Origin of the sequence: Duganella sp. Leaf61 (assembly GCF_001421905.1) — a bacterium.
Taxonomy (GTDB): domain Bacteria; phylum Pseudomonadota; class Gammaproteobacteria; order Burkholderiales; family Burkholderiaceae_D; genus Rugamonas; species Rugamonas zoogloeoides.
Genome location: NZ_LMLM01000032.1, coordinates 85,372 through 103,598 on the forward strand (window position 1 = coordinate 85,372; position 18,227 = coordinate 103,598).

18 protein-coding genes and 2 pseudogenes are annotated in these 18,227 nt (G+C 64.1%); 10 read left to right on the forward strand and 10 right to left on the reverse strand.

Annotated features, from left to right (window positions below; genetic code table 11):
- Nucleotides 1-3: 3 nt before the first annotated feature.
- Complete coding sequence (locus ASF04_RS24010) at nt 4-753, reverse strand: 3-oxoacyl-ACP reductase family protein (RefSeq protein ID WP_056147417.1); 750 nt, start codon at nt 751-753, stop codon at nt 4-6.
- A 125-nt stretch (nt 754-878) separates the two neighbouring features.
- Between ASF04_RS24010 and ASF04_RS24015 the strand changes: the two genes are divergently transcribed.
- The 3 genes from ASF04_RS24015 to ASF04_RS24025 all read left to right on the forward strand — a co-directional run bounded on the left by ASF04_RS24015 (nt 879) and on the right by ASF04_RS24025 (nt 2,938).
- Nucleotides 879-1,814 carry a LysR family transcriptional regulator gene (locus ASF04_RS24015; RefSeq protein ID WP_056147420.1) on the forward strand — a complete coding sequence of 312 codons (936 nt, stop codon included), beginning with the start codon at nt 879-881 and terminating at the stop codon, nt 1,812-1,814.
- 247 nt (nt 1,815-2,061) lie between these two features.
- On the forward strand, nt 2,062-2,316 hold the full coding sequence (locus ASF04_RS24020; RefSeq protein WP_229205183.1) for a hypothetical protein: 255 nt from the start codon (nt 2,062-2,064) through the stop codon (nt 2,314-2,316).
- A gap of 7 nt (nt 2,317-2,323) precedes the next feature.
- Nucleotides 2,324-2,938 (forward strand): hypothetical protein, encoded by a 615-nt coding sequence (locus ASF04_RS24025; protein WP_156368753.1) that lies wholly within the window; start codon nt 2,324-2,326, stop codon nt 2,936-2,938.
- Nucleotides 2,939-3,035: 97 nt separating this feature from the next.
- Here the strand turns inward: ASF04_RS24025 and ASF04_RS24030 are convergent, their stop codons facing one another.
- On the reverse strand, nt 3,036-3,950 hold the full coding sequence (locus ASF04_RS24030; protein WP_056147427.1) for an AEC family transporter: 915 nt from the start codon (nt 3,948-3,950) through the stop codon (nt 3,036-3,038).
- 2 nt (nt 3,951-3,952) lie between these two features.
- Nucleotides 3,953-4,939: a TauD/TfdA family dioxygenase gene (locus ASF04_RS24035; protein ID WP_162241466.1), complete on the reverse strand. Its 987-nt coding sequence runs from the start codon at nt 4,937-4,939 to the stop codon at nt 3,953-3,955.
- A gap of 363 nt (nt 4,940-5,302) precedes the next feature.
- Here ASF04_RS24035 and ASF04_RS24040 point away from each other — a divergent pair, with 363 nt between their 5' ends.
- Entirely contained in the window at nt 5,303-6,967 is a 1,665-nt protein-coding gene (locus ASF04_RS24040) for a methyl-accepting chemotaxis protein (protein ID WP_056147431.1), read from the forward strand.
- Between the two features lie 48 nt (nt 6,968-7,015).
- On the opposite strand, the gene ASF04_RS24045 is transcribed toward ASF04_RS24040, so the two are convergent.
- Nucleotides 7,016-7,330: an alpha/beta hydrolase gene (locus ASF04_RS24045; RefSeq protein ID WP_056147434.1), complete on the reverse strand. Its 315-nt coding sequence runs from the start codon at nt 7,328-7,330 to the stop codon at nt 7,016-7,018.
- A gap of 104 nt (nt 7,331-7,434) precedes the next feature.
- A complete protein-coding gene (locus ASF04_RS24050; protein ID WP_056147436.1) occupies nt 7,435-8,220 on the reverse strand; it encodes a dioxygenase in 786 nt (261 codons plus the stop codon).
- A 106-nt stretch (nt 8,221-8,326) separates the two neighbouring features.
- Between ASF04_RS24050 and ASF04_RS24055 the strand changes: the two genes are divergently transcribed.
- Both ASF04_RS24055 and ASF04_RS24060 read left to right on the forward strand, forming a co-directional pair.
- Complete coding sequence (locus ASF04_RS24055; RefSeq protein WP_056147439.1) at nt 8,327-9,211, forward strand: LysR family transcriptional regulator; 885 nt, start codon at nt 8,327-8,329, stop codon at nt 9,209-9,211.
- A gap of 31 nt (nt 9,212-9,242) precedes the next feature.
- On the forward strand, nt 9,243-10,553 hold the full coding sequence (locus ASF04_RS24060; RefSeq protein ID WP_056147441.1) for a nucleoside hydrolase-like domain-containing protein: 1,311 nt from the start codon (nt 9,243-9,245) through the stop codon (nt 10,551-10,553).
- 110 nt (nt 10,554-10,663) lie between these two features.
- Here the strand turns inward: ASF04_RS24060 and ASF04_RS24065 are convergent, their stop codons facing one another.
- The 4 genes and pseudogenes from ASF04_RS24065 to ASF04_RS24075 form a co-directional block, all read right to left on the reverse strand.
- Nucleotides 10,664-11,401 (reverse strand): ABC transporter substrate-binding protein, encoded by a 738-nt coding sequence (locus tag ASF04_RS24065; protein WP_056147444.1) that lies wholly within the window; start codon nt 11,399-11,401, stop codon nt 10,664-10,666.
- 23 nt (nt 11,402-11,424) lie between these two features.
- Nucleotides 11,425-11,601: pseudogene (locus ASF04_RS27105) on the reverse strand (GntR family transcriptional regulator); the annotation flags it as partial.
- A 143-nt stretch (nt 11,602-11,744) separates the two neighbouring features.
- Nucleotides 11,745-11,927 (reverse strand): annotated as a pseudogene (locus ASF04_RS28850) (hypothetical protein); the annotation flags it as partial.
- Between the two features lie 327 nt (nt 11,928-12,254).
- Nucleotides 12,255-12,794, reverse strand: a complete 540-nt coding sequence (locus ASF04_RS24075; RefSeq protein ID WP_056147451.1) for a TonB-dependent receptor plug domain-containing protein — start codon at nt 12,792-12,794, stop codon at nt 12,255-12,257.
- A 186-nt stretch (nt 12,795-12,980) separates the two neighbouring features.
- Here ASF04_RS24075 and ASF04_RS24080 point away from each other — a divergent pair, with 186 nt between their 5' ends.
- The 4 genes from ASF04_RS24080 to ASF04_RS24095 all read left to right on the forward strand — a co-directional run bounded on the left by ASF04_RS24080 (nt 12,981) and on the right by ASF04_RS24095 (nt 17,169).
- Nucleotides 12,981-13,370 (forward strand): hypothetical protein, encoded by a 390-nt coding sequence (locus ASF04_RS24080; protein ID WP_056147454.1) that lies wholly within the window; start codon nt 12,981-12,983, stop codon nt 13,368-13,370.
- Nucleotides 13,367-14,710: a sensor domain-containing diguanylate cyclase gene (locus ASF04_RS24085; RefSeq protein WP_056147457.1), complete on the forward strand. Its 1,344-nt coding sequence runs from the start codon at nt 13,367-13,369 to the stop codon at nt 14,708-14,710. The genes ASF04_RS24080 and ASF04_RS24085 overlap by 4 nt, the downstream gene beginning before the upstream one ends.
- Nucleotides 14,707-16,452 carry a bifunctional diguanylate cyclase/phosphodiesterase gene (locus ASF04_RS24090; protein WP_056147459.1) on the forward strand — a complete coding sequence of 582 codons (1,746 nt, stop codon included), beginning with the start codon at nt 14,707-14,709 and terminating at the stop codon, nt 16,450-16,452. The genes ASF04_RS24085 and ASF04_RS24090 overlap by 4 nt, the downstream gene beginning before the upstream one ends.
- Nucleotides 16,453-16,524: 72 nt before the next feature.
- Nucleotides 16,525-17,169, forward strand: coding sequence for a hypothetical protein (locus tag ASF04_RS24095; RefSeq protein ID WP_156368754.1), 645 nt, complete (start codon nt 16,525-16,527; stop codon nt 17,167-17,169).
- Here ASF04_RS24095 and ASF04_RS24100 read toward each other — a convergent pair whose 3' ends face one another.
- Nucleotides 17,170-18,189: an NADP-dependent oxidoreductase gene (locus ASF04_RS24100; RefSeq protein WP_082488994.1), complete on the reverse strand. Its 1,020-nt coding sequence runs from the start codon at nt 18,187-18,189 to the stop codon at nt 17,170-17,172.
- Nucleotides 18,190-18,227 lie beyond the last annotated feature (38 nt).

The window sequence follows — 18,227 nt, forward strand, 5'->3', positions numbered from 1 at the left end:
CGATCAGGCCGCGAAACCGCCATCGATCAGCAGGTCGGCGCCGGTGACAAAACCTGCTTCCGGTCCTGCCAGGTAAGCGACCATGGCGGCCACTTCGTCGGCATGGCCGTGGCGTTTCAGGGCCATCAGCCCGTGCATGCTGGCGGCGAAATCGCCTTCGGCAGGATTCATGTCGGTGTCGATCGGGCCCGGCGCCACGTTGTTGACGGTGATATTGCGCGGTCCCAGGTCGCGCGCCAGCCCCTTCACCAGGCCCGTCAGCGCCGACTTGCTCATGGCGTAGGCGGCGCCGCCCGCGAACGGCATGCGCTGGGCGTTGGTGCTGCCGATATTGATCACGCGCCCGCCATCGGTCATGTGGGCCACGGCCGCCTTGGTCGCCACGAACACGGCGCGGATATTGACGGCGACGGTGGCGTCGAAGTCTTCCAGCGAAAATTCTTCTAGCGATCCCATCCGCAGCACGCCAGCGCTGTTGACCAGGATATCGAGGCGGCCGAAGCGCTCCGCTGCCTGGTCGATGGCGCGGGTCAGTGCGACGGCGTCGTTGGCGTCGGCGTGGATGGCAAACGCGGTACCGCCCTGCGCCTCGATTTCCGCGACCAGCGCCTCTGCCGCGATGGCCGAAGCGCCGTAGCCGATCGCCACTTTGGCGCCGTCACGGGCCAGGCGGCGGGCAGTCGCAGCGCCAATACCGCGCGAACCGCCGTTGATGAAAGCTGCTTTGCCGCTGAGGTTAAGGTTCGAGTTCATGATCATTTCCTTTCGTGGGGTGAGTTGATGGATCCAGTATGGCGCGGAGAATTGATTGCGTATAGCCGGTAATTAGCATGTACACTTTCAACCATTGGTATCAAATGGAATCAAAATGGACGCCCATGCTCACCGAACTCAGTAGCTATCTCGACGCCTTCATTGCCGCCGCCAGCGAGGGCAGCTTTTCTGCCGCCGCCCGCAAGCTGGGGCAGACCCCGGCCGCCGTCAGCAAAAGCGTGGCCCGCCTGGAGAGCCAGCTGGGCGTGCGGCTGTTCCAGCGCAGCACGCGCAGCCTGGCGCTGACGACCGACGGCGACCGCCTGTACGCGCAGGTGCGCCTGCCGTGGACCGAGATCGGCGACGCCCTGACCGCGCTGCGCCAGGGCGCCGGCAAGCCGGCGGGCACGCTCAAGGTGTCGATGGCCCACACGGTGGGCCGCAACTACGTGCTGCCGTTGCTCGACGATTTTATCGAGCGCTACCCGGACGTGGTCCTCGACCTGCATTTCGATAACCGCCAGGTGGATTTGATCGCGCAGGGATACGACGTGGGCATCGGCGGCGGCATCGAACTGACCGAAGGGCTGATCGCGCGCGAACTGTCGCGCGTGCACATTGTGCTGGCCACCGCGCCTGCCTATCTCGAGCGCCATGCCGCGCCGGCCACACCGGCCGACCTGGCCCGCCATCGCGGACTGCTGCGCCGCTCGCTGGCCACCGGCCGGCTGCAACCGTGGACGCTGAAGAACCGGGCCGGCGACGAACTGGTCGCCACCGTCCGGCCGGTGGCCGTGTTCGACGATCCGGAAGCGATGACCAGCGCGGCCGCGCGCGGACTCGGTATCGCCCTGCTGCCGCTGCCGCACGCCCTGCCCTGCCTGGACAGCGGCGAGCTGGTACGGCTGCTGCCGGACTGGTATGCCGAGACGCGCCCCCTGACCATCTATTACTCGAGCCGCAAGCTGGTGCCGGCCAAGGTGCGCGTCTTCGTGGAGCATGTCGTCGAACGGTTCCGGGCCAGCGGCAATGCGGCGCGCTTTGGCCAGGAACTTGGCTAACCGCCAGATCAGCGCCGCCGCAATGCATAGACTATGGCTTCGCCCATCCAGCACGATCAGTGCCCCGTCTCGCACTCCGATTGACGCACTTCGTGGCCGCCAGATCGCGCGCCGACCAATATAGAACGGCGTGATCGCGCAGCACTGCCCTCTTTACGAATATTTTCGTAAAAAACTTGTGCGCATACGAAGTTCTTCGTATGATCAGAGGTCAGAGATGGAATATAGAGAGGCAAAAAGGAAAGTTTTGGATGCGCTTGCCAGACGCCAGTTTTCTCACGAAGTGTGTGGTGACATCAGCGTCAAGAATTTATTGCAGATCGGTGAAGTCACGCCGGAGCAAGTCATTTCAATGATCAAATCCAGCGGCGGGAATGATCATGCCAGCAGTCCTCATCATTCGATAGCCGGGATCGAGGTCCACGTGATCCGGTGCAGGCAGTGGTATATCAAGTTTTATTTCGTTGATCCGGACACCGTTTTTATCAGCGTACACCAGTGAGGAAGCCATGAAACTTTTACATGCGGGCGACAAGAGCAAGGCAATTTGCTATCACTGCAATGCGCTGGTTCACACCACTTATCAGCGGCGAGACATTCCTTTCAGTGATGGGGTAGGCATTGCTACCGATATTCTGGCAGGTGTCTGCGACGTCTGTGATCGCGTTGTTTCCACGCCGGCGCAATCGACGCTCGCCATCAAGGCGAGCCGCGATAAGGCAATGGTGCCGGTTGAAGCCCAGCTGCCAGCCATCTATATGGATGCGCTGGATTTGGCATGCTACCGCATTGATTCCAGCGTGAACTCCGATTTCAGAAAACGCTTGTTGATGTATTACGTGGGCAAGTCGAGCAAGAGCCCAGCATGGTCAGATCGGCTGGTGGCGGCATTGAAGAATAAAGTCGAGTTCGAGTTGCCGGCGGAGTCTGCCCGCAAGCGTTTGTCGATCAAGGTGTCAAAGCCTATGGCGGACGAGATTGCTGCTGTCATGGCGGTCACCAAATTGAGCAAAACAGATTTGATGAAATCCATCGTATTGCAAATCAACGAGGACATTATCAAGCCCAAGATGCCGAAAAATTTTGAAGAACTCCGGACTTTGGCATTGATTGCAAATTGCTGATACGCGAGAACACCAAACCGCGCATCAGTCATCGCGCCTCATAAACCGGCGCCTCGGCATGCAGCAGGCCGTCGGGCCTGTCGCGAATTCACGTCATTCACCCCATCCACAGCAAAAACTGCCCGGACAGCGGCAGCGTCACCGCCGCCACCAGCGTCTGCAACGTGATCAGCGCGGCCATCAGGCGGGTGTCGCCGCCCATTTGGCGGGCCATGATGTAGGCATTGGGGGCGGTCGGCAGCGCACAGTAGAAACACGCCGCCAGCGCTACCGGGGCCGATACCGAGAACAGCACGCACACCTTGGCGGCCAGCAGCGGCAGCACCAGCAGCTTCAACACCGACGTCAGGCTCAGGGCCAGCGGCCGCAGGCCCTGCAGTGAAAACACCAGTCCGCTGCCGACGCATACCAGGCCCAGGCACAGTGCCGCCTTGCCGAGGATGTCCAGCGTATTGAACAGCGGCGCCGGCAGTGGCAGGCCCGCCACGCTCCAGATCACGCCGGCCAGCGTGGACAGGATGATGGGATTGGTTGCCAGGTTGCGCGCGATGCGCCCCGCGTGCGTGGGCATGCCGCTCCACCACGACAGGGCGATCACCGAGATGATATTGACCACCGGCAGGCACAACGCCAGCGACAGCATCACCAGCGCGGCCGTCTGCGGCGTGAACAGCAGCGTCGAGACGGCGATGCCGAAATAGGTGTTGGGCCGTACCGCGCCCTGCACCACTGACGACCGCGCCGGATCGGGCAAGGCGCGCGCCGGCAACAACATCAGCAGCGCCACCGCCGTGATCAGCAGGGTCGGCAGCACCGTCGCCATCGCCAGTTCGCCGACCTGCGCCGACTCGAAGCTGAGCCGGGCCGTCCCGGCAAACAGCAGCGCCGGAAAGCAGATGTTGTACGTGAACTTTTCAATCGACGGAAAAAACGCTTCCGGCAGCCAGCCATAGCGTCGGATCGCCACGCCAAGCGCAATGATCAGCAAGACCGGAAGAATTGCGTTCACCATGCTCAGTCCGCCGAAATGCCCGATGGCCCGATGCGTTCGGCATTGGGGGTATCGGCGATACGGATGCGGATGAGGTGACGGGCCGGGTCGGTGTAATCGGCGCGGCCATGCAGCGAACGGCGATTGTTTGCCCACAACAAGGTGTCATCGGGCAGTTGCTGCGAAAAGCGCGGCGCCCGCTGTTCGATGACTTCGTGCAGCAGCTCCAGCGCTGCACGCACGGCCGGCGTATCGAGCCCCGGCCGCGCCGCCAGCCCCTTGAGCAACGAATCGTAACGCCAACGCATCGTCAGCAGCGCCCCCTGCCGTTCAAAGACCGGCGCCATCTCGATTTCCACCTGCTCGTCGCTGGCCGCGTACACCGACGGCACGCGAAACGGCAGCGGCGTCTCGAACAGCAGCGCACAGGCGGCGCGGCCGGCTTCGGTACGCTGCAATTCGGCATAAATGTCATCGACGCCGATCAGCAAGGATGCGCCGCCACCGCAGCGCGCCGCCGTCACCACGTACAGCAGGAACTGTTCTTCCGGCATCGGGTAAAACGACGAGTCCGTATGCATGTCGGCACTGCCCACCCGCTCCGAGAAGGTCACGAAGCTGCTTTTCTGTGCGCTGCCGGGCCGGGCGCGGATATCCCACGCCACGCGCTGGGTACGTTGGTCGGTCGAGGTCGGAAAACCGAGGCTCAGCGCAATCGCGTACAGCACGGCATTGCGTGGCGCCTCCTCCAGCCCGGCCAGGCCCAGCCCGGTGATCGCCAGTCCGCGCGCTTCGGCGCCCACGATGTAGCGCTGCAAGTAGCGCAGCGATGGCACGGCCAGCAATTCGCGCTGCAAAGCCACTTCATCCGGGTGGGGATAGAAGCCATTGCCATTGAAGTCGCTGAAGTAGCGGCCGACCAGCGCGACGATAGCGGCCTGGTCCTGGCCCCAGTCGAAGTTGCGCTGGTTGACGAAAACCTGCGGGGATTGCTCGAGTGCTATGCCCATCTGAACCTCCTTGGAGAAATGCTTCATGGAAATGTTCTGCAAATACTAAGACGGTTGATGCCGCAATGCAACATGCAAGAATGGCTATACTTTCTGGCTATTTGGGGCTGAAAGCACGGCGGAATGCGGCTAACAGCGTGATGGCTTGGGTTATTCAACACTAAATAATCTATAAATGTTGTTTTCCAGCACAAATGTATCTATAGGGAAACTACGTAGTGGGCACTGCAACAGATGGCAGACACGCAAACAATTCCGCTGTGATATTATAAGTTTCCCTTGGGAAATTCTCTCACTTTCTATCCCATCGTTCGTAATAACAAAACAGGGCGCGCTGGCGCCCACTGCCTGAAGGATACTTTTATGACTTCGTTACGTGATTTGAAGCTGGCAACCAAGCTGGGACTGGCCTTCGCGCTGGTGCTGGTACTGGCGGCAGCAGTCGATATCTTTGCCATCGTCAAACTGGCGCAGCTCAACCGCGCCTCGACCGAATTGTCCGAGCGCTGGATGCCGGCGATGCGCGTGGTGCAGGATCTCAAGGCACAAATCGCCAGGGTGCGCACCCGCGAATTCCAGTACATCATTTCCACCGACCCGGCCGAGATGGACAAGTACGACAAGGTCATCGCCAACGACCTGGTCGACCTGCGCAAGATGCAGGACACCTACGCAAAGCTGATCTCCACGCCCGAGGAAAAAGCGCTGTACGACGAGTTCCTGTCCCTGTGGGACCGCTACATGATTGAAGACGGCAAGATCCGCGCCGCCTCGCGCGCTGCCGAAAGCGATACCGCAAAGCAGTTGCTGCGCGGCGAGTCGAACAAGCTGATCGTGGCGCTGCGCGGCCAGATCGACAAGCTGGTCAAGCTGTATGGCGACGGCGGTGATGCCGCTTCCGACCGCGCCGATGCGCTATACGACTCGGCACGCGTCTGGATCATCACCCTGCTGATAGGCTCGATCGTGCTGGGCGCCCTGTGCGCGGCCCTGATCACCCGCTGGCTGGTCAAGCGCCTCGGCGGTGAGCCCGATTACGCCGTAAAAATTGCCGGCAAGATTGCCGACGGTGACTTGACCGTTGCCATCCACACCCGCGAAGGCGACCAGGACAGCCTGCTGTTTGCCATGAAGTCGATGCGCGACAGCCTGGCCGGACTGGTCGAACAGGTACGCAGCGGCACCGACACCATCGCCACCGCGTCGCAGCAGATTGCTGCCGGTAATGTGGACCTGTCGGCCCGCACCGAACAGCAAGCCGCGTCGCTCGAAGAAACCGCCGCATCGATGGAAGAGCTGACCAGCACGGTAAAACAGAACTCGGCCAGCGCCAGCGAGGCCAATGAACTCGCGTTGAGCGCCTCGGCGGTCGCGCAAAAAGGCGGCGCCGTGGTGTCGCAGGTGGTGCAGACCATGGGCTCGATCAACCAGTCGTCGCGCAAGATCGTGGACATCATTGCCGTGATCGACGGCATTGCATTCCAGACCAACATCCTGGCATTGAATGCGGCAGTGGAAGCCGCGCGCGCCGGCGAACAGGGTCGCGGCTTTGCCGTGGTCGCCTCCGAAGTGCGCAACCTGGCGCAGCGCTCGGCTGCGGCAGCCAAGGAAATCAAGGAATTGATCAGCGACTCGGTCAACCAGGTGGAAAGCGGCAGCAAGCTCGTGGAACAAGCCGGCGCCACCATGGACGACGTGGTGGTCAGCGTGCGTCGCGTGACCGACATCATGAGCGAGATCAGCGCCGCCGGTGCGGAACAGCGCGCCGGTATCGAACAGGTGAACACCGCCATCGCCGGCATGGATGCCGTCACCCAGCAAAACGCCGCACTGGTGGAAGAAGCGACGGCAGCCTCGCAAAGCATGCAGAACCAGGCGACCGCGCTGAGCGAGCTGGTCTCGGTATTCCAGCTGGCCAAGCAGGGTGCGGACCGCGCCGCTGCCCGCCACGACCTGCGCGTGATCACCAACGCGGCGCGCCAGCCGGTGCCGGTGATTGCGGCTGAGCCGGTTCGTCGCCGGGCGTGATATAGCGTTTGATGTAGCGTTTCCAGCCTCCGGCATGGCGTACAGCGGTCAGATCTGCGCCGCCAACCATTGCTGGAAATCGGTCACCATCGCCATGGTCAGCGCGTGACCGGCCTGGTATTCGCGGTAATCGAGCCGCACCTGGTAGCTTTCCAGCACCTGGCTGGCGTTGCGGCCAAAGTGGATGCCCAGCTTGTCGTCCAGCACGCCGTGGCTGACAAACGCCTTCACCTTTTGCAGCGCCGGGCCAGGCTGCACCAGCGGCAGCACTTCCGGCAGGATGCGCCCGCTCAGCATGCCGAAACCGGCCACCTGCTGCGGGGCCGTCAAGCCCACGCTGGCATGTGCATCAGCACCAGGCATGGCGCCGCAACTTGTCCTTTTTGGGCAGGACGCAGGCGGCACGTCAGTCCCGAGACCGGTTCGACCAGGATGCTATCCAATGCTTCAGTCATCTCGTTTCTCTTTCAGTTAAAGGCGTAGGCATCCATCGCCAGCACGCCGTGTTCAAAGCTCGAATGCAGCAACTGCGCCTGGGCGCCGGCGCCGGCCGCCCCCATCGCCACGAACAGCGGCAGCAGGTGTTCCTCGGACGGATGGTTTTGCACGGCCGACGGCGCCCGGTTGCGGTAGTCGAGCAGCGCTGCGCGGTCGCCTGCGGCCAGCCGCTCGCGCATCCATTGTTCGAATTCGGTCACCCAGCCCGGGGCTGGCGCATCGACGGCCTGGCCGCGGAATTCGTACAGGTTGTGCGTGAGCGAACCGGAGCCGATCACCAGCACGCCCTCGTGGCGCAACTGTTCCAGCGCGCCGCCCAGCACCTCGTGGGCGGCAGGACCGGCGCCACGTACGATGGAAATCTGCAGCACCGGGATGTCCGCATCGGGATACATCAGCCGCAGCGGCACCCAGGCGCCGTGGTCCAGGCCGCGCGACCGATGGCGGCCGACCGGAATGTCCGCCGCCGCAAACAGCTCCGCCGCCCGCTCGGCCACGTCCGGGGCGCCGGCCGGCTGGTACCGGATGTCGAACAGCGCCTGCGGAAAGCCACCGAAATCATGGATAGTCTCCGGGTGCGTGGCCAGCGATACCGCCGGCGCGGCGCCGGTTTCCCAGTGCGCGGAAAACACCAAGATGGCCTTGGGACGCGGCAGCTCCGCGCCCAGGCCGAGCAAAAAGCGGCGCGCCGGGCTGTCCTGCAAGGCCAGCATCGGCGAGCCGTGGGAAACGAAAATGGTGGGGAACGACGACATGGTGCACCTCGCTGGATGGGATGCCACCATCATATTCGGATCAATCCAGTTGATAAATATGCGATCGGTAGCTAAACTATTTCCACCTGGTTGACAATTGAGCGCAATGGACCTTTTTAATGCGATGCGAATGTACGTGGCGGTGGTCGATGGCGGCAGCTTTGCGGCGGCGGCCGACAAGCTGGAAATCTCGCGCGCCATGATCTCCAAGCAGATCCAGAAGCTCGAAGAACACCTGGGCACGCGGCTGATGAACCGCACCACCCGGCGCCTGAGCCTCACCGAAACAGGCCGGGCGTTTTACGACCGCAGCCAGCAAATCCTGCAGGACGTTGAAGAAGCCGAGCAGGTAGCCGGCGACCTGACGCGCACGCCGCAAGGCGTTCTGCGGGTAACCATTCCGCTGTCGTACGGCCAGCACCGGCTGGCCACCATCATCGGCGACTACACCCAGGCTTACCCCGAGGTGCAGCTCGATATCGCGCTCAGCGACCGCAAGGTGGACCTGGTCGAAGACGGCTTCGATCTCGCCGTGCGCATCGGCGAACTGCCGCAATCGGACCTGATCGCCCGCAAGCTTGGCGGCGTGCGCAGCATCGTGTGCGCCAGTCCCGGCTACGTGGCGCGGCACGGCGCCCCGAACACGCCGCAGGAACTGGGCGGCCACGCCTGCCTCGGCTACAGCCTGACGGGCAGCGGCACCGACTGGCGATTCGAGACGCCGGACGGCCCACTGGTGGTGCCGATCACAGGACCTATCCGCGCCGACAACGGCGACATCATCCGGCTGGCGGCCCTGAGTGGCGCCGGCATCCTGTTCCAGCCGCACTTCATCGTCGGCGCTGACCTGGCCGCCGGCCGCCTGGTGCAACTGCTGCCGCAATGGCAGTCGGCCGAACTGGGCGTGTACGCGGTGTACCCGAGCCGCAAGCACCTGTCGGCCAAGGTGCGGACGTTTGTCGATTTCCTGGCAGCGGCGCTGACAGGCTGACCCAACCTTGATTCTTCCAACCATAGAGCTTATGAACCGACGACAACTGTTGATCAATCTTGCGATGGGTTTGCCCCTGCTGAGCCTGAGCGGGTATCCCGTCGCCGCTGCCTCCGCCACCGCCGAACGACCGCGCGTGATCGTCTCCACCGACATCGGCGGCACCGATTTCGACGACTTCCAGTCACTGGTGCACCTGCTGCTCTACAGCGACATGATCGACCTCGACGGCCTGATCGCCTCGCCGTGGGGCGAGGGCCGCGACCGCAAGCGCCACCTGCTCGACATCATCGCCGTCTACGAAAAAGACTATCCCAACCTGCGCACCTGGTCCGACCGCTATCCCACGCCGGACCGCTTGCGTGCCGTCGCCAAGCAGGGCGGCTCGGACCTGGCCGGCCCGCAGGGCTGGGGCCAGCCCACCGAAGGATCGCAATGGATCATCGAAAACGCGCGCCGCGACGATCCGCGTGCGCTGTGGGTGCTGCTGTGGGGCGGCTTCGAGGACCTGGCGCAGGCGCTGCACGACGCCCCGTCCATCAAGAGCAAGCTGCGCGTATACATGATCGGTGGCCCCAACAAAAAATGGTCCACCAACGCCTACGACTACCTGGCGCGCGCGCACCCAGACCTGTGGATCATCGAAAACAACGCCACGTATCGCGGCTGGTTCCTGGGCGGCGACCAGTCCGGCGATCTGGGCAATGCCAGCTTCATCAACCGCCACGTCAAGGGCGCGGGGGCGCTTGGCGATTATTTCGCCTCGATCGGGCCGGACATCAAGATGGGCGACACGCCCGCCCTCACCTACCTGTTCGGCGCCACGCCCGGTAACCCGGCCGCCGACGGCTGGGGCGGACACTTCGTGCGCGCCTGGGACCGGCCGCGCGTGACCTATACCACGCCACCTGCCGCCGCCGACGTGGTGGAAACCTTTGCCATCATGGAGCTGGTGTGCCGCCCCGCCGGCGCCACACCGGCGCAACCGCATGCACACCTGGTGGTGGACAAGCAGGAGTTCGACGGTTACCCCGGTGCCGACGGCGCCTGGCATTTCCTGTTCTCGCCGAAGGAAGCCAAAACCTGGTCGTACCGGATCCGCAGCAACCACCCGGGCCTCGACGGCCAGGCCGGCGCCTTCACGTCGCGCATGCCAGCGCCGGAACTGGCGCGCCAGCCGTCGGCGCGTTATCCCAACTGGTGGACCGATGACCCCGCGCCGCAATTGAGCGAAGGGCCGCACCAGGGCGCCAAGACCGTGAGCCGCTGGCGCGCCGACTTCCTGCGCGACTTCGCCGCCCGCCTGCGCCGCGCCCGGGCGCCGGCCGACGCCGGATCCTGACGACCCCCACCGCTCAGAACTTGTGCCGTATGCCGATGCCGGCCCGACGCCGGCGACATTGCCATATGGCGAAGCCGCCGATAGCGCTGAGCGAACGCCGGCAGCATCGCTTACGCTGCGGGCGCCACCGAGGCGCCCTTGACGCCATGACGCGCCAGCGCCGCATCGACAAAGCCGCTGGCCTTCATGCGCTCGACAAACTCGCGCAGCACTTGTGCCGCTTCCGCCCCGCGCACCTTGGGTAGCCCCATGGCCTGCTGGATCACCATGAAGCGCTGGTCGAGCAGGCGCAGGCCGCCGTGGCGCGCGGCATCGACCTCCAGTTGCTGTTTGACGCCGGCCGCCACCTCGGCGCCCTGTTCCAGGAAGACTTCCACCACCGTGGGCGACGTGGGCGAGCGCACGATGGCGGCCCGCCTGAGTTCCCGCGTGAGATACAGGTCGTAAGCGCTGCCCTTGCCCACCACCACCCGGTTGGCGGCATCGTCCACCTGGGCGTTGCCAGTGATGGGCGAGTCGTCCCTGACCAGGTAATAGCCTTCGATCAGCACGTACGGCGCGGTGAACGCAATATCGGCGCCGCGCACGGGGTCGATGGCAAAGAAGCCGAAATCGGCCTGGCTGCCGGCCACCGCCTCCACCGACTTGCCGGCCGCGTCGAACACCACCAGTTCCAGGGGCAGATCGAGCAGCGCAGCCAGTTCGCGCGCCAGGTCCACCGACACCCCGCCCGGTGCGCCGTCGGCGCCGGTGTTGGCCAGGATCGGATTACCGAGGTTGATGGAAGCGCGCAGCACGCCGGTGGGGGCGAAAGCGGCGCGGACGGCCGGAGAAATGTCGATGGTCATGGTGTGCCTCTCAAGTTAAAAATTCAGGGTAGCGGCTGCAGGATATCCTCGATGCCGGACAGCGCCGCGATCGTGTGCTGCAAGTGCTGGCGCAGGAATTCGGACGCCTCGTCGTTGCGTTCGCGCTCGAGCAGGTCCAGCACGTGCAGGTGCTGCTTGCAGTGTTCGATGTAGCGCCCACGGCTTTGCATCGAACGGTATGGTGACCAGCCCGAAGGCTAGCAGAATTCCTGACCCCGTTGCTGCGCGATGGCTTTCTGCAGGATGAACGGGATCACGCCGCCATGCCTGAGCAGCGCGGCTTCCAGCCGGGTTTCCACGGCAGCCGTGGCCTGCAACCGTTGATGGGCGCCACCACGCCGCTGGGCCCTTGCAAGGTGTTGGCGACGGGAGCTCCGGGCGTCAACAGGTTGCGCAGCGTCTTGCTGTAGAAGGCGGCGCGCAGCATCACTTCCCAGTTGCCGCGCCGCGAAGCAAAGACATTCAGGTCGTCGCGGTCGTCGCCGCGCGCCACCAGGAAGCCGCAGCGGATGGACGCTGGCCAGCGCGAACGCACGCGGATAACCGTCGGCCCGGGCGCCCGCGTGCAGCGCCCAACGGCCGGGGAAATTGCGGTTGCCCGACAACATGAATGGTCCGCCCACATCAACCGGCAGCCCCGGATTGAGCAAGGTGGGATCAAAGCCCGCTTCGGCCATTGTATCGCGCATGGAAGACTGGGATGGCGGATGGTTTTTCCATGCCATCATCTATGCATATCATTGCATTAATATGCAAATAGTACGCAAGCGTCAGAACTCGTATTTGACCCGCACGCCCGCGTAACGCTCCGAATTACGCGGCAGGTATTGCATCAGCACGTGGCTGCCGTTATAGAAGTTGTAGTGATCGCCAATGAAGCTGCTGCAGCTCTTGTCCCCTGGGCGCTGCCTTCGAGCGTCTCGGCCGACGCCTTGGTCACCACGTTGATCACCCCGGCCGACGAATTCTTGCCAAACAGCGTGCCTTGCGGGCCGCGCAGCACTTCGATGCGCTCGATGTCAGACAGGTTGGAAAACGCCTGCGCCTGCTGGATCACCGGCACGTCATCGACGATCACCGACACCGCCGATTCGATGCCGGTGCTGTAGGCAAAGGTGCCGATGCCGCGCAGCGATATCGTGTTGTTGCCGGGATTTTGATTGAGCGTCATCGACGGCGCCACCCGGGTCAGGTCGGAAAACTCCATGATCTGCTGGTTTTCGATCGCGCGGGAGGCCACCGTGTTGACGGCCACCGGCACGTTCTGCATCGACTGCAAGCGCTTTTGCGCGGAGACGACCACGGTTTGCAGTCCCTCCTCCGGCTTGGCGGCCGCCTCCTGGGCGTGCAGCGAAGATGGATGGCAGGCCAAAAGTTACCGATATTCGCTTCCAGGTAACAAACACTCACGTCCTTGAGCAAATCTGTGCGCGATCATGCGCAGATTTGAGTTTCCTCACGCCAATGCTAGTTAGCGCACATAACGGATCAGACAGCGATGGTAAATTGCCCTGAGTAAATGTTACCCTTGCTTTTGCCCGTACCCTAGGAAACCGAAATGACCCTGCATGCCGAAATCCCCTTTGACCAGTCCGACCTGGCCGCCTTGCTCGAGCACAGCGATGCCACTGCGCTGGACGCCCTGGGTTTCGGTGCGATCGGTTTCGACGCCGCTGGCGTCGTTCAGCGCTACAACACCTTCGAAGCGCAGGCGGCGGGGCTGCGCGCGGAGCGGGTGCTGGGCCAGGACCTGTTCCTGGCCGTGGCGCCGTGCATGAACAACTTCATGGTGGCCCAGCGCTTTGCCGACGCCCGCGCCGACGGCACACCGCTTGACGCCACCATCAATTACGTGCTGACCTTGCGCATGCGCCCGACCAAGGTCCAGCTGCGCCTGGTGTACCAGCCCGACGCCGCGCTGGCCTACGTGCTGGTACATCGCTCATGAGCGCCATCGGAGAGGATACCGCGCAGGAGCATGCTCAGGAACATGAAGCACTGCTGCAGTTCCTGTACATGGCGCCAGTGGGACTGGTGCAGCTCGCTGCGGACGGCGCTATCCAGATGCTCAACCCGGTGTCGGCGCAACTGCTGATGCCGCTCAGCCGCGACGGCGGGCTGACGAACCTGTTCGAGGCGCTGGCGCCGGTTGCGCCCGACCTGCGCCAGCAGTGCGCCACTTTCGCCGCACCGCAAGGAACGATCTGCGACGCCGTCCGCCTGTATGTGCACGCGGACGACCGCACCGGCGGGCCGCAGGTGATGTCGCTCAGCATGCTCAAGCTCAATACCGACCGGTTGATGGCGGTGCTGGCCGACGTTACCGTACAAGACCGGCGCGAGCGGCAGCTGCGCAAAACCGATGCCTGGCTCAACGCCATCATGACCAACATTACCGACTATGCGCTGGTCTGTCTCGACCGCCAGGGCCGGGTGGAGTCGTGGAACGAGAGCATCGAGCGCGTGACCGGCTATGCATCGGCCGCCATCAAGGGCCAGCACTACGCCCGCTTTTATCCCGCCGGCGCCACCACCGAAGCGCAGCAACTGGACCGCTTGCGCGAGGCCGACGAAAACGGCTGGACCCTGGACGAAGGCCTGCGCCTGCGCGCCGACGGCACCGAGTTCTGGGGCAGCGCCATGATTTCGCCACTGCCGGTACGCGGCGACGAGACAGTGTCCCCTGCCCCGCCGGCCGACGACGAACCGGCCTACTGCATGATCATCCGCGATATTTCCGACCGCCGCGACGCCAGCGAAAGCCTGCGCAAGGCCGCCTACAGCGACCACCTGACCGGGTTGTCGAACCGCCGCGCATTCTTCGAGGCGGCCGACCTGGAACTGGCGCGCCGCAAAAAAGCGCTGCGCCCGGTGGCCCTGATCGTGATCGACGCCGACCACTTCAAGGCCATCAACGACCGCCATGGCCACCCGGCCGGCGACGCGGTGTTGTCCCACCTGGCCCGCACCATGCGCAGCGTGTGCCGCCAGGTGGACGTGCTGGCGCGCATCGGCGGGGAAGAATTTGCCATCATCCTGCCGTCGGTGGCGCTGGACGATGCGCTGGCGATTGCCGAGCGCCTGCGCGCCGAGGTGGAACGCACGCCCGCCACTTACGAGCAGCAGCCAATCGTGTACTCGATCAGCATCGGCGTGGCGGTGATGGACGACACGCTCGACGGCTTCGACGGCCTGATCAAGCGCGCCGACGAAGCCCTGTACGCAGCCAAGCGGCGCGGCCGCAACCAGGTGGCGTGCTGGGAACCACCGGCAGCGGAGCAGGCATGAGCGAAGGTGACCTGGCCTACGAGGCATTGATCCAGTTCCTGTACCGGGCGCCGGTGGCGCTGATCCAGCTGCAGAAAGACGGCGCCATCGAGATCCTCAATCCGATGGCGGCACGCCTGTTGATGCCGCTGGCGCCGGACGGCGACATGGAGAATTTTTTCCATGTGCTGCGCCGCCACGCGCCCGATCTGCCGCAGCTGTGCGCCGACTATTCCGACCAGCAGGGCGTGGTGTGCGAAGGCCGCCGCATCAGCGTGGAAGCGACCCACGGCCACGCCGAAGGCCCCGACGTACTGTCGCTAGGCCTGCTGAAGCTCGACGACAACCGCCTGATGGCGGTACTGCTGGACGCCACCCACGAGGTGGTGCGCGAGCAGCGCATGCTGGCCAGCGCAGCCCAGCTGGACACTCTCACTCAGCTACCGAACCGGGCCGGCACCCTGACGCTGCTGCGCAAGATGGCCACGCGCGAACGTGCTGCCAGCGGCGACCACTGCGCAGTGCTGTTGCTCAACCTGGACCGCTTCAAGCAGGTCAACGATACGCTCGGCAACGCGGTAGGCAACCAGGTAATCGCGCTGGTGGCCGAGCGCCTGCGCACCACGCTGCGCGCGGGCGGACGCCCCGGCAGCGGCCTGGCCGTGGAAACCGCCACCCGCGTGGGCGGCGACGAATTTGCCGTACTGCTCGACGGCTTGCCGGCGCCGGAGGTGGTCGAGCGCATCGCCGGCCGCCTGCTCCAGCGCCTGGGCCGGCCCTATCGCGTGGGCGAACAGGACCTGTCGCTCACCTTCAGCCTGGGGCTGGTGGTGCTGAAAACCGGCGCGCAGGACGCCGACGACCTGCTGCGCGACGCCGCCATTGCGATGGCCGTGGCCAAGTCGCAGGGCGGCAACCGCATGGTCGCGTTCGAGCAGGAAATGCGCGAACAGGCGCTGCTGCGCAGCAGCCTGGAAGCAGACTTGCGCCTGGCGATCGACCGCGCCGAATTGTTCAATGTGTACCAGCCGGTGGTGGGCCTGCTGGCCGACGGCCGCATGGACCCGGGCGCTGGCGTGGAGGCCCTGGTGCGCTGGCGCCACCCGGTACGCGGCCTGGTCGGCCCGGTCGAATTCATCGGCATCGCCGAATCGACCGGCATGATCAACGCGATCGGCGCGCAAGTCCTGGCCACGGCGTGCCGCGATTTCGTCGCCTGGCAGCGCCAGCTGGGCGATCGCGCACCGCGCCTGCTGGCGGTCAATCTGTCGCGCGCGCAGCTGACCCAGCCCGGCCTGTGCGACCAGGTGGCCATCATCCTGGCAGCCAGCGGCATGCCAGCCGCACAGCTGCAACTGGAAATCACCGAGAGCCTGGCCGCGCAGGGCGAAGACATCCAGCAGCAACTGATCGGCCTCAAGCAACTCGGTGTGAAGCTGGCGCTCGACGATTTCGGCACCGGCTATTCGTCGCTGTCGAGCCTGCACCTGCTGCCGGTGGACACGGTCAAGATCGACCGCTCGTTCGTGAGTTTGGCTGCGAGCAGTGCGCACCACAAGGTACTGATCGAGGCCACCGTGCTGGTCGCCCGCAGCCTCGGCATGACCACGGTGGCGGAAGGCATCGAAACCGTGGAGCAGGCCAACGTGGCGCATGCCCAGGGCTGCGACAAGGGGCAAGGTTACCTGTACAGCCGGCCTTTGGAGAGCGCCGTGTTGCTGGAGTGGCTAAATCAGCACCGGGAAGTGTTAAATATTGCATAATTATATTTATTACATGTATTATCTTCGTGCTATCACAGCGGCCACCATCTTACCAATGCCACGAGGATAAACATGAAATATTCATTGTCGAAACTGCTGTTCCCCGCGCTGATCGCCACCAGCGCCGGCATCGCCACTGCAGGCACTGTCCCTGCTACCCAGTCCCACACCATCACCTACGATATTCCTTACGATACGTTATATTTGCCCACGCCAACCGGCGCAGGCATGTGGATCGACAAGCGCGTGTTTCAGCTGGAAGCGCCTACCAACTACGCCCTCACCGGCAAGATGAATGCCACCTTGAGCGCCACGTACGACCTGGGCAATGGGACGGGCAACGCCAACATCGCGCTGTCGTTCGACGTGCTGGTACCGCGGTGCCAGGGCTGTGGCATGTTCGACTCCGACCTCGTGGGCACAGGCCACGACGGTGTTCTCGCCGACAACGGCAGCACGCTGACGTATACAACCAACACCTCGGTTGCCTCGGGACTGTATGGCCGCCTGCTGGTGTATGAAATCATGACCGGGCAGCTTCCTGCTTTCTCCGGCCAGATCCAATTCGAGGCGATCCGCTTCGATATCGAGGTGGTGCCGCTCAGCGCTGTGCCGGAGCTGCCCCCCGTTGCACTGCTGGGCCTGGGGCTGGGCGTGATGGGTCTGGTTGCCCGGACCAGGCGCCGCCCGGCGCACCGCGAGCAGGCGATAAACTAGTTATTCACTGACGCGCACGACCAGCTTGCCGAAGTTGCGCCCTTCCAGCAAGCCGATAAACGCCTGCGGTGCAGCCTCCAGGCCATCGACGATATCCTCGCGGTAGCGGACCTGGCCGGAAGCTATCCAGGCCGCCATCTCGCGCTCGAACGCCGGACGCTGGTCCACGAATTCGCGCTGGATGAAGCCGCGTATCAGCAGGCTGCGGCTCAGGATTTCGCGCATCACGCCCGGCAGACGGTCCGGGCCGGGACGCGGCGCGGTGTCATTGTATTGCGCGATGAGTCCGCATACCGGCACGCGTGCAAAGTCGTTCAGGAGCGGGAAGACGGCGTCCCAGACATGTCCGCCCACATTTTCGAAATAGACGTCGATCCCTTGCGGACAGGCGGCCTCGAGCTGCGCCGCGAAATCCGGCGCGCGATGATCGACCACGGCATCGAAGCCGAGTTCGTCCCGCAGGAATGCGCACTTGTCCGCCCCACCCGCGATGCCGACCGCGCGCGCACCCTTGATCTTCGCGATTTGGCCGACGGCCGACCCCACGGCCCCGCTGGCCGCTGCGACCACCACGGTCTCGCCAGGTTGCGGCTGGCCGATGGTCAGCAGACCGGCGTAGGCGGTAAACCCGGGCATGCCGAGCACGCCAAGCGCGGTGCTGACCGGCGCGGCCGACGGATCGATCTTGCGCAGCGTGGCGCCATCGGCCACGGCATAGCTCTGCCAGCCGGAATAGGACAGCACCACATCGCCCTCGGCAAAATCGGGGTGCCGTGAGCGGACCACCCGGGCGACCGTGCCGCCTTCCATGACATCGCCCACCTCCACCGGCTTGGCGTACGACTTGCCGGCATTCATCCTGCCGCGCATATAGGGGTCCAGCGACAGGAAGAGAACTTTCAGCAGCACCTGGCCGTCGGCGGGTTCGGCAACAGGTACGGCGTCGAGCTTGAAATGCTCGGGGGCAGGCTTGCCGTCCGGGCGGCTGGCAAGCAGGATGCGTTGATTATGTTCGCTCAAGATATATCCTTTTGACGTGATGTTCGGGAAAATTGGCG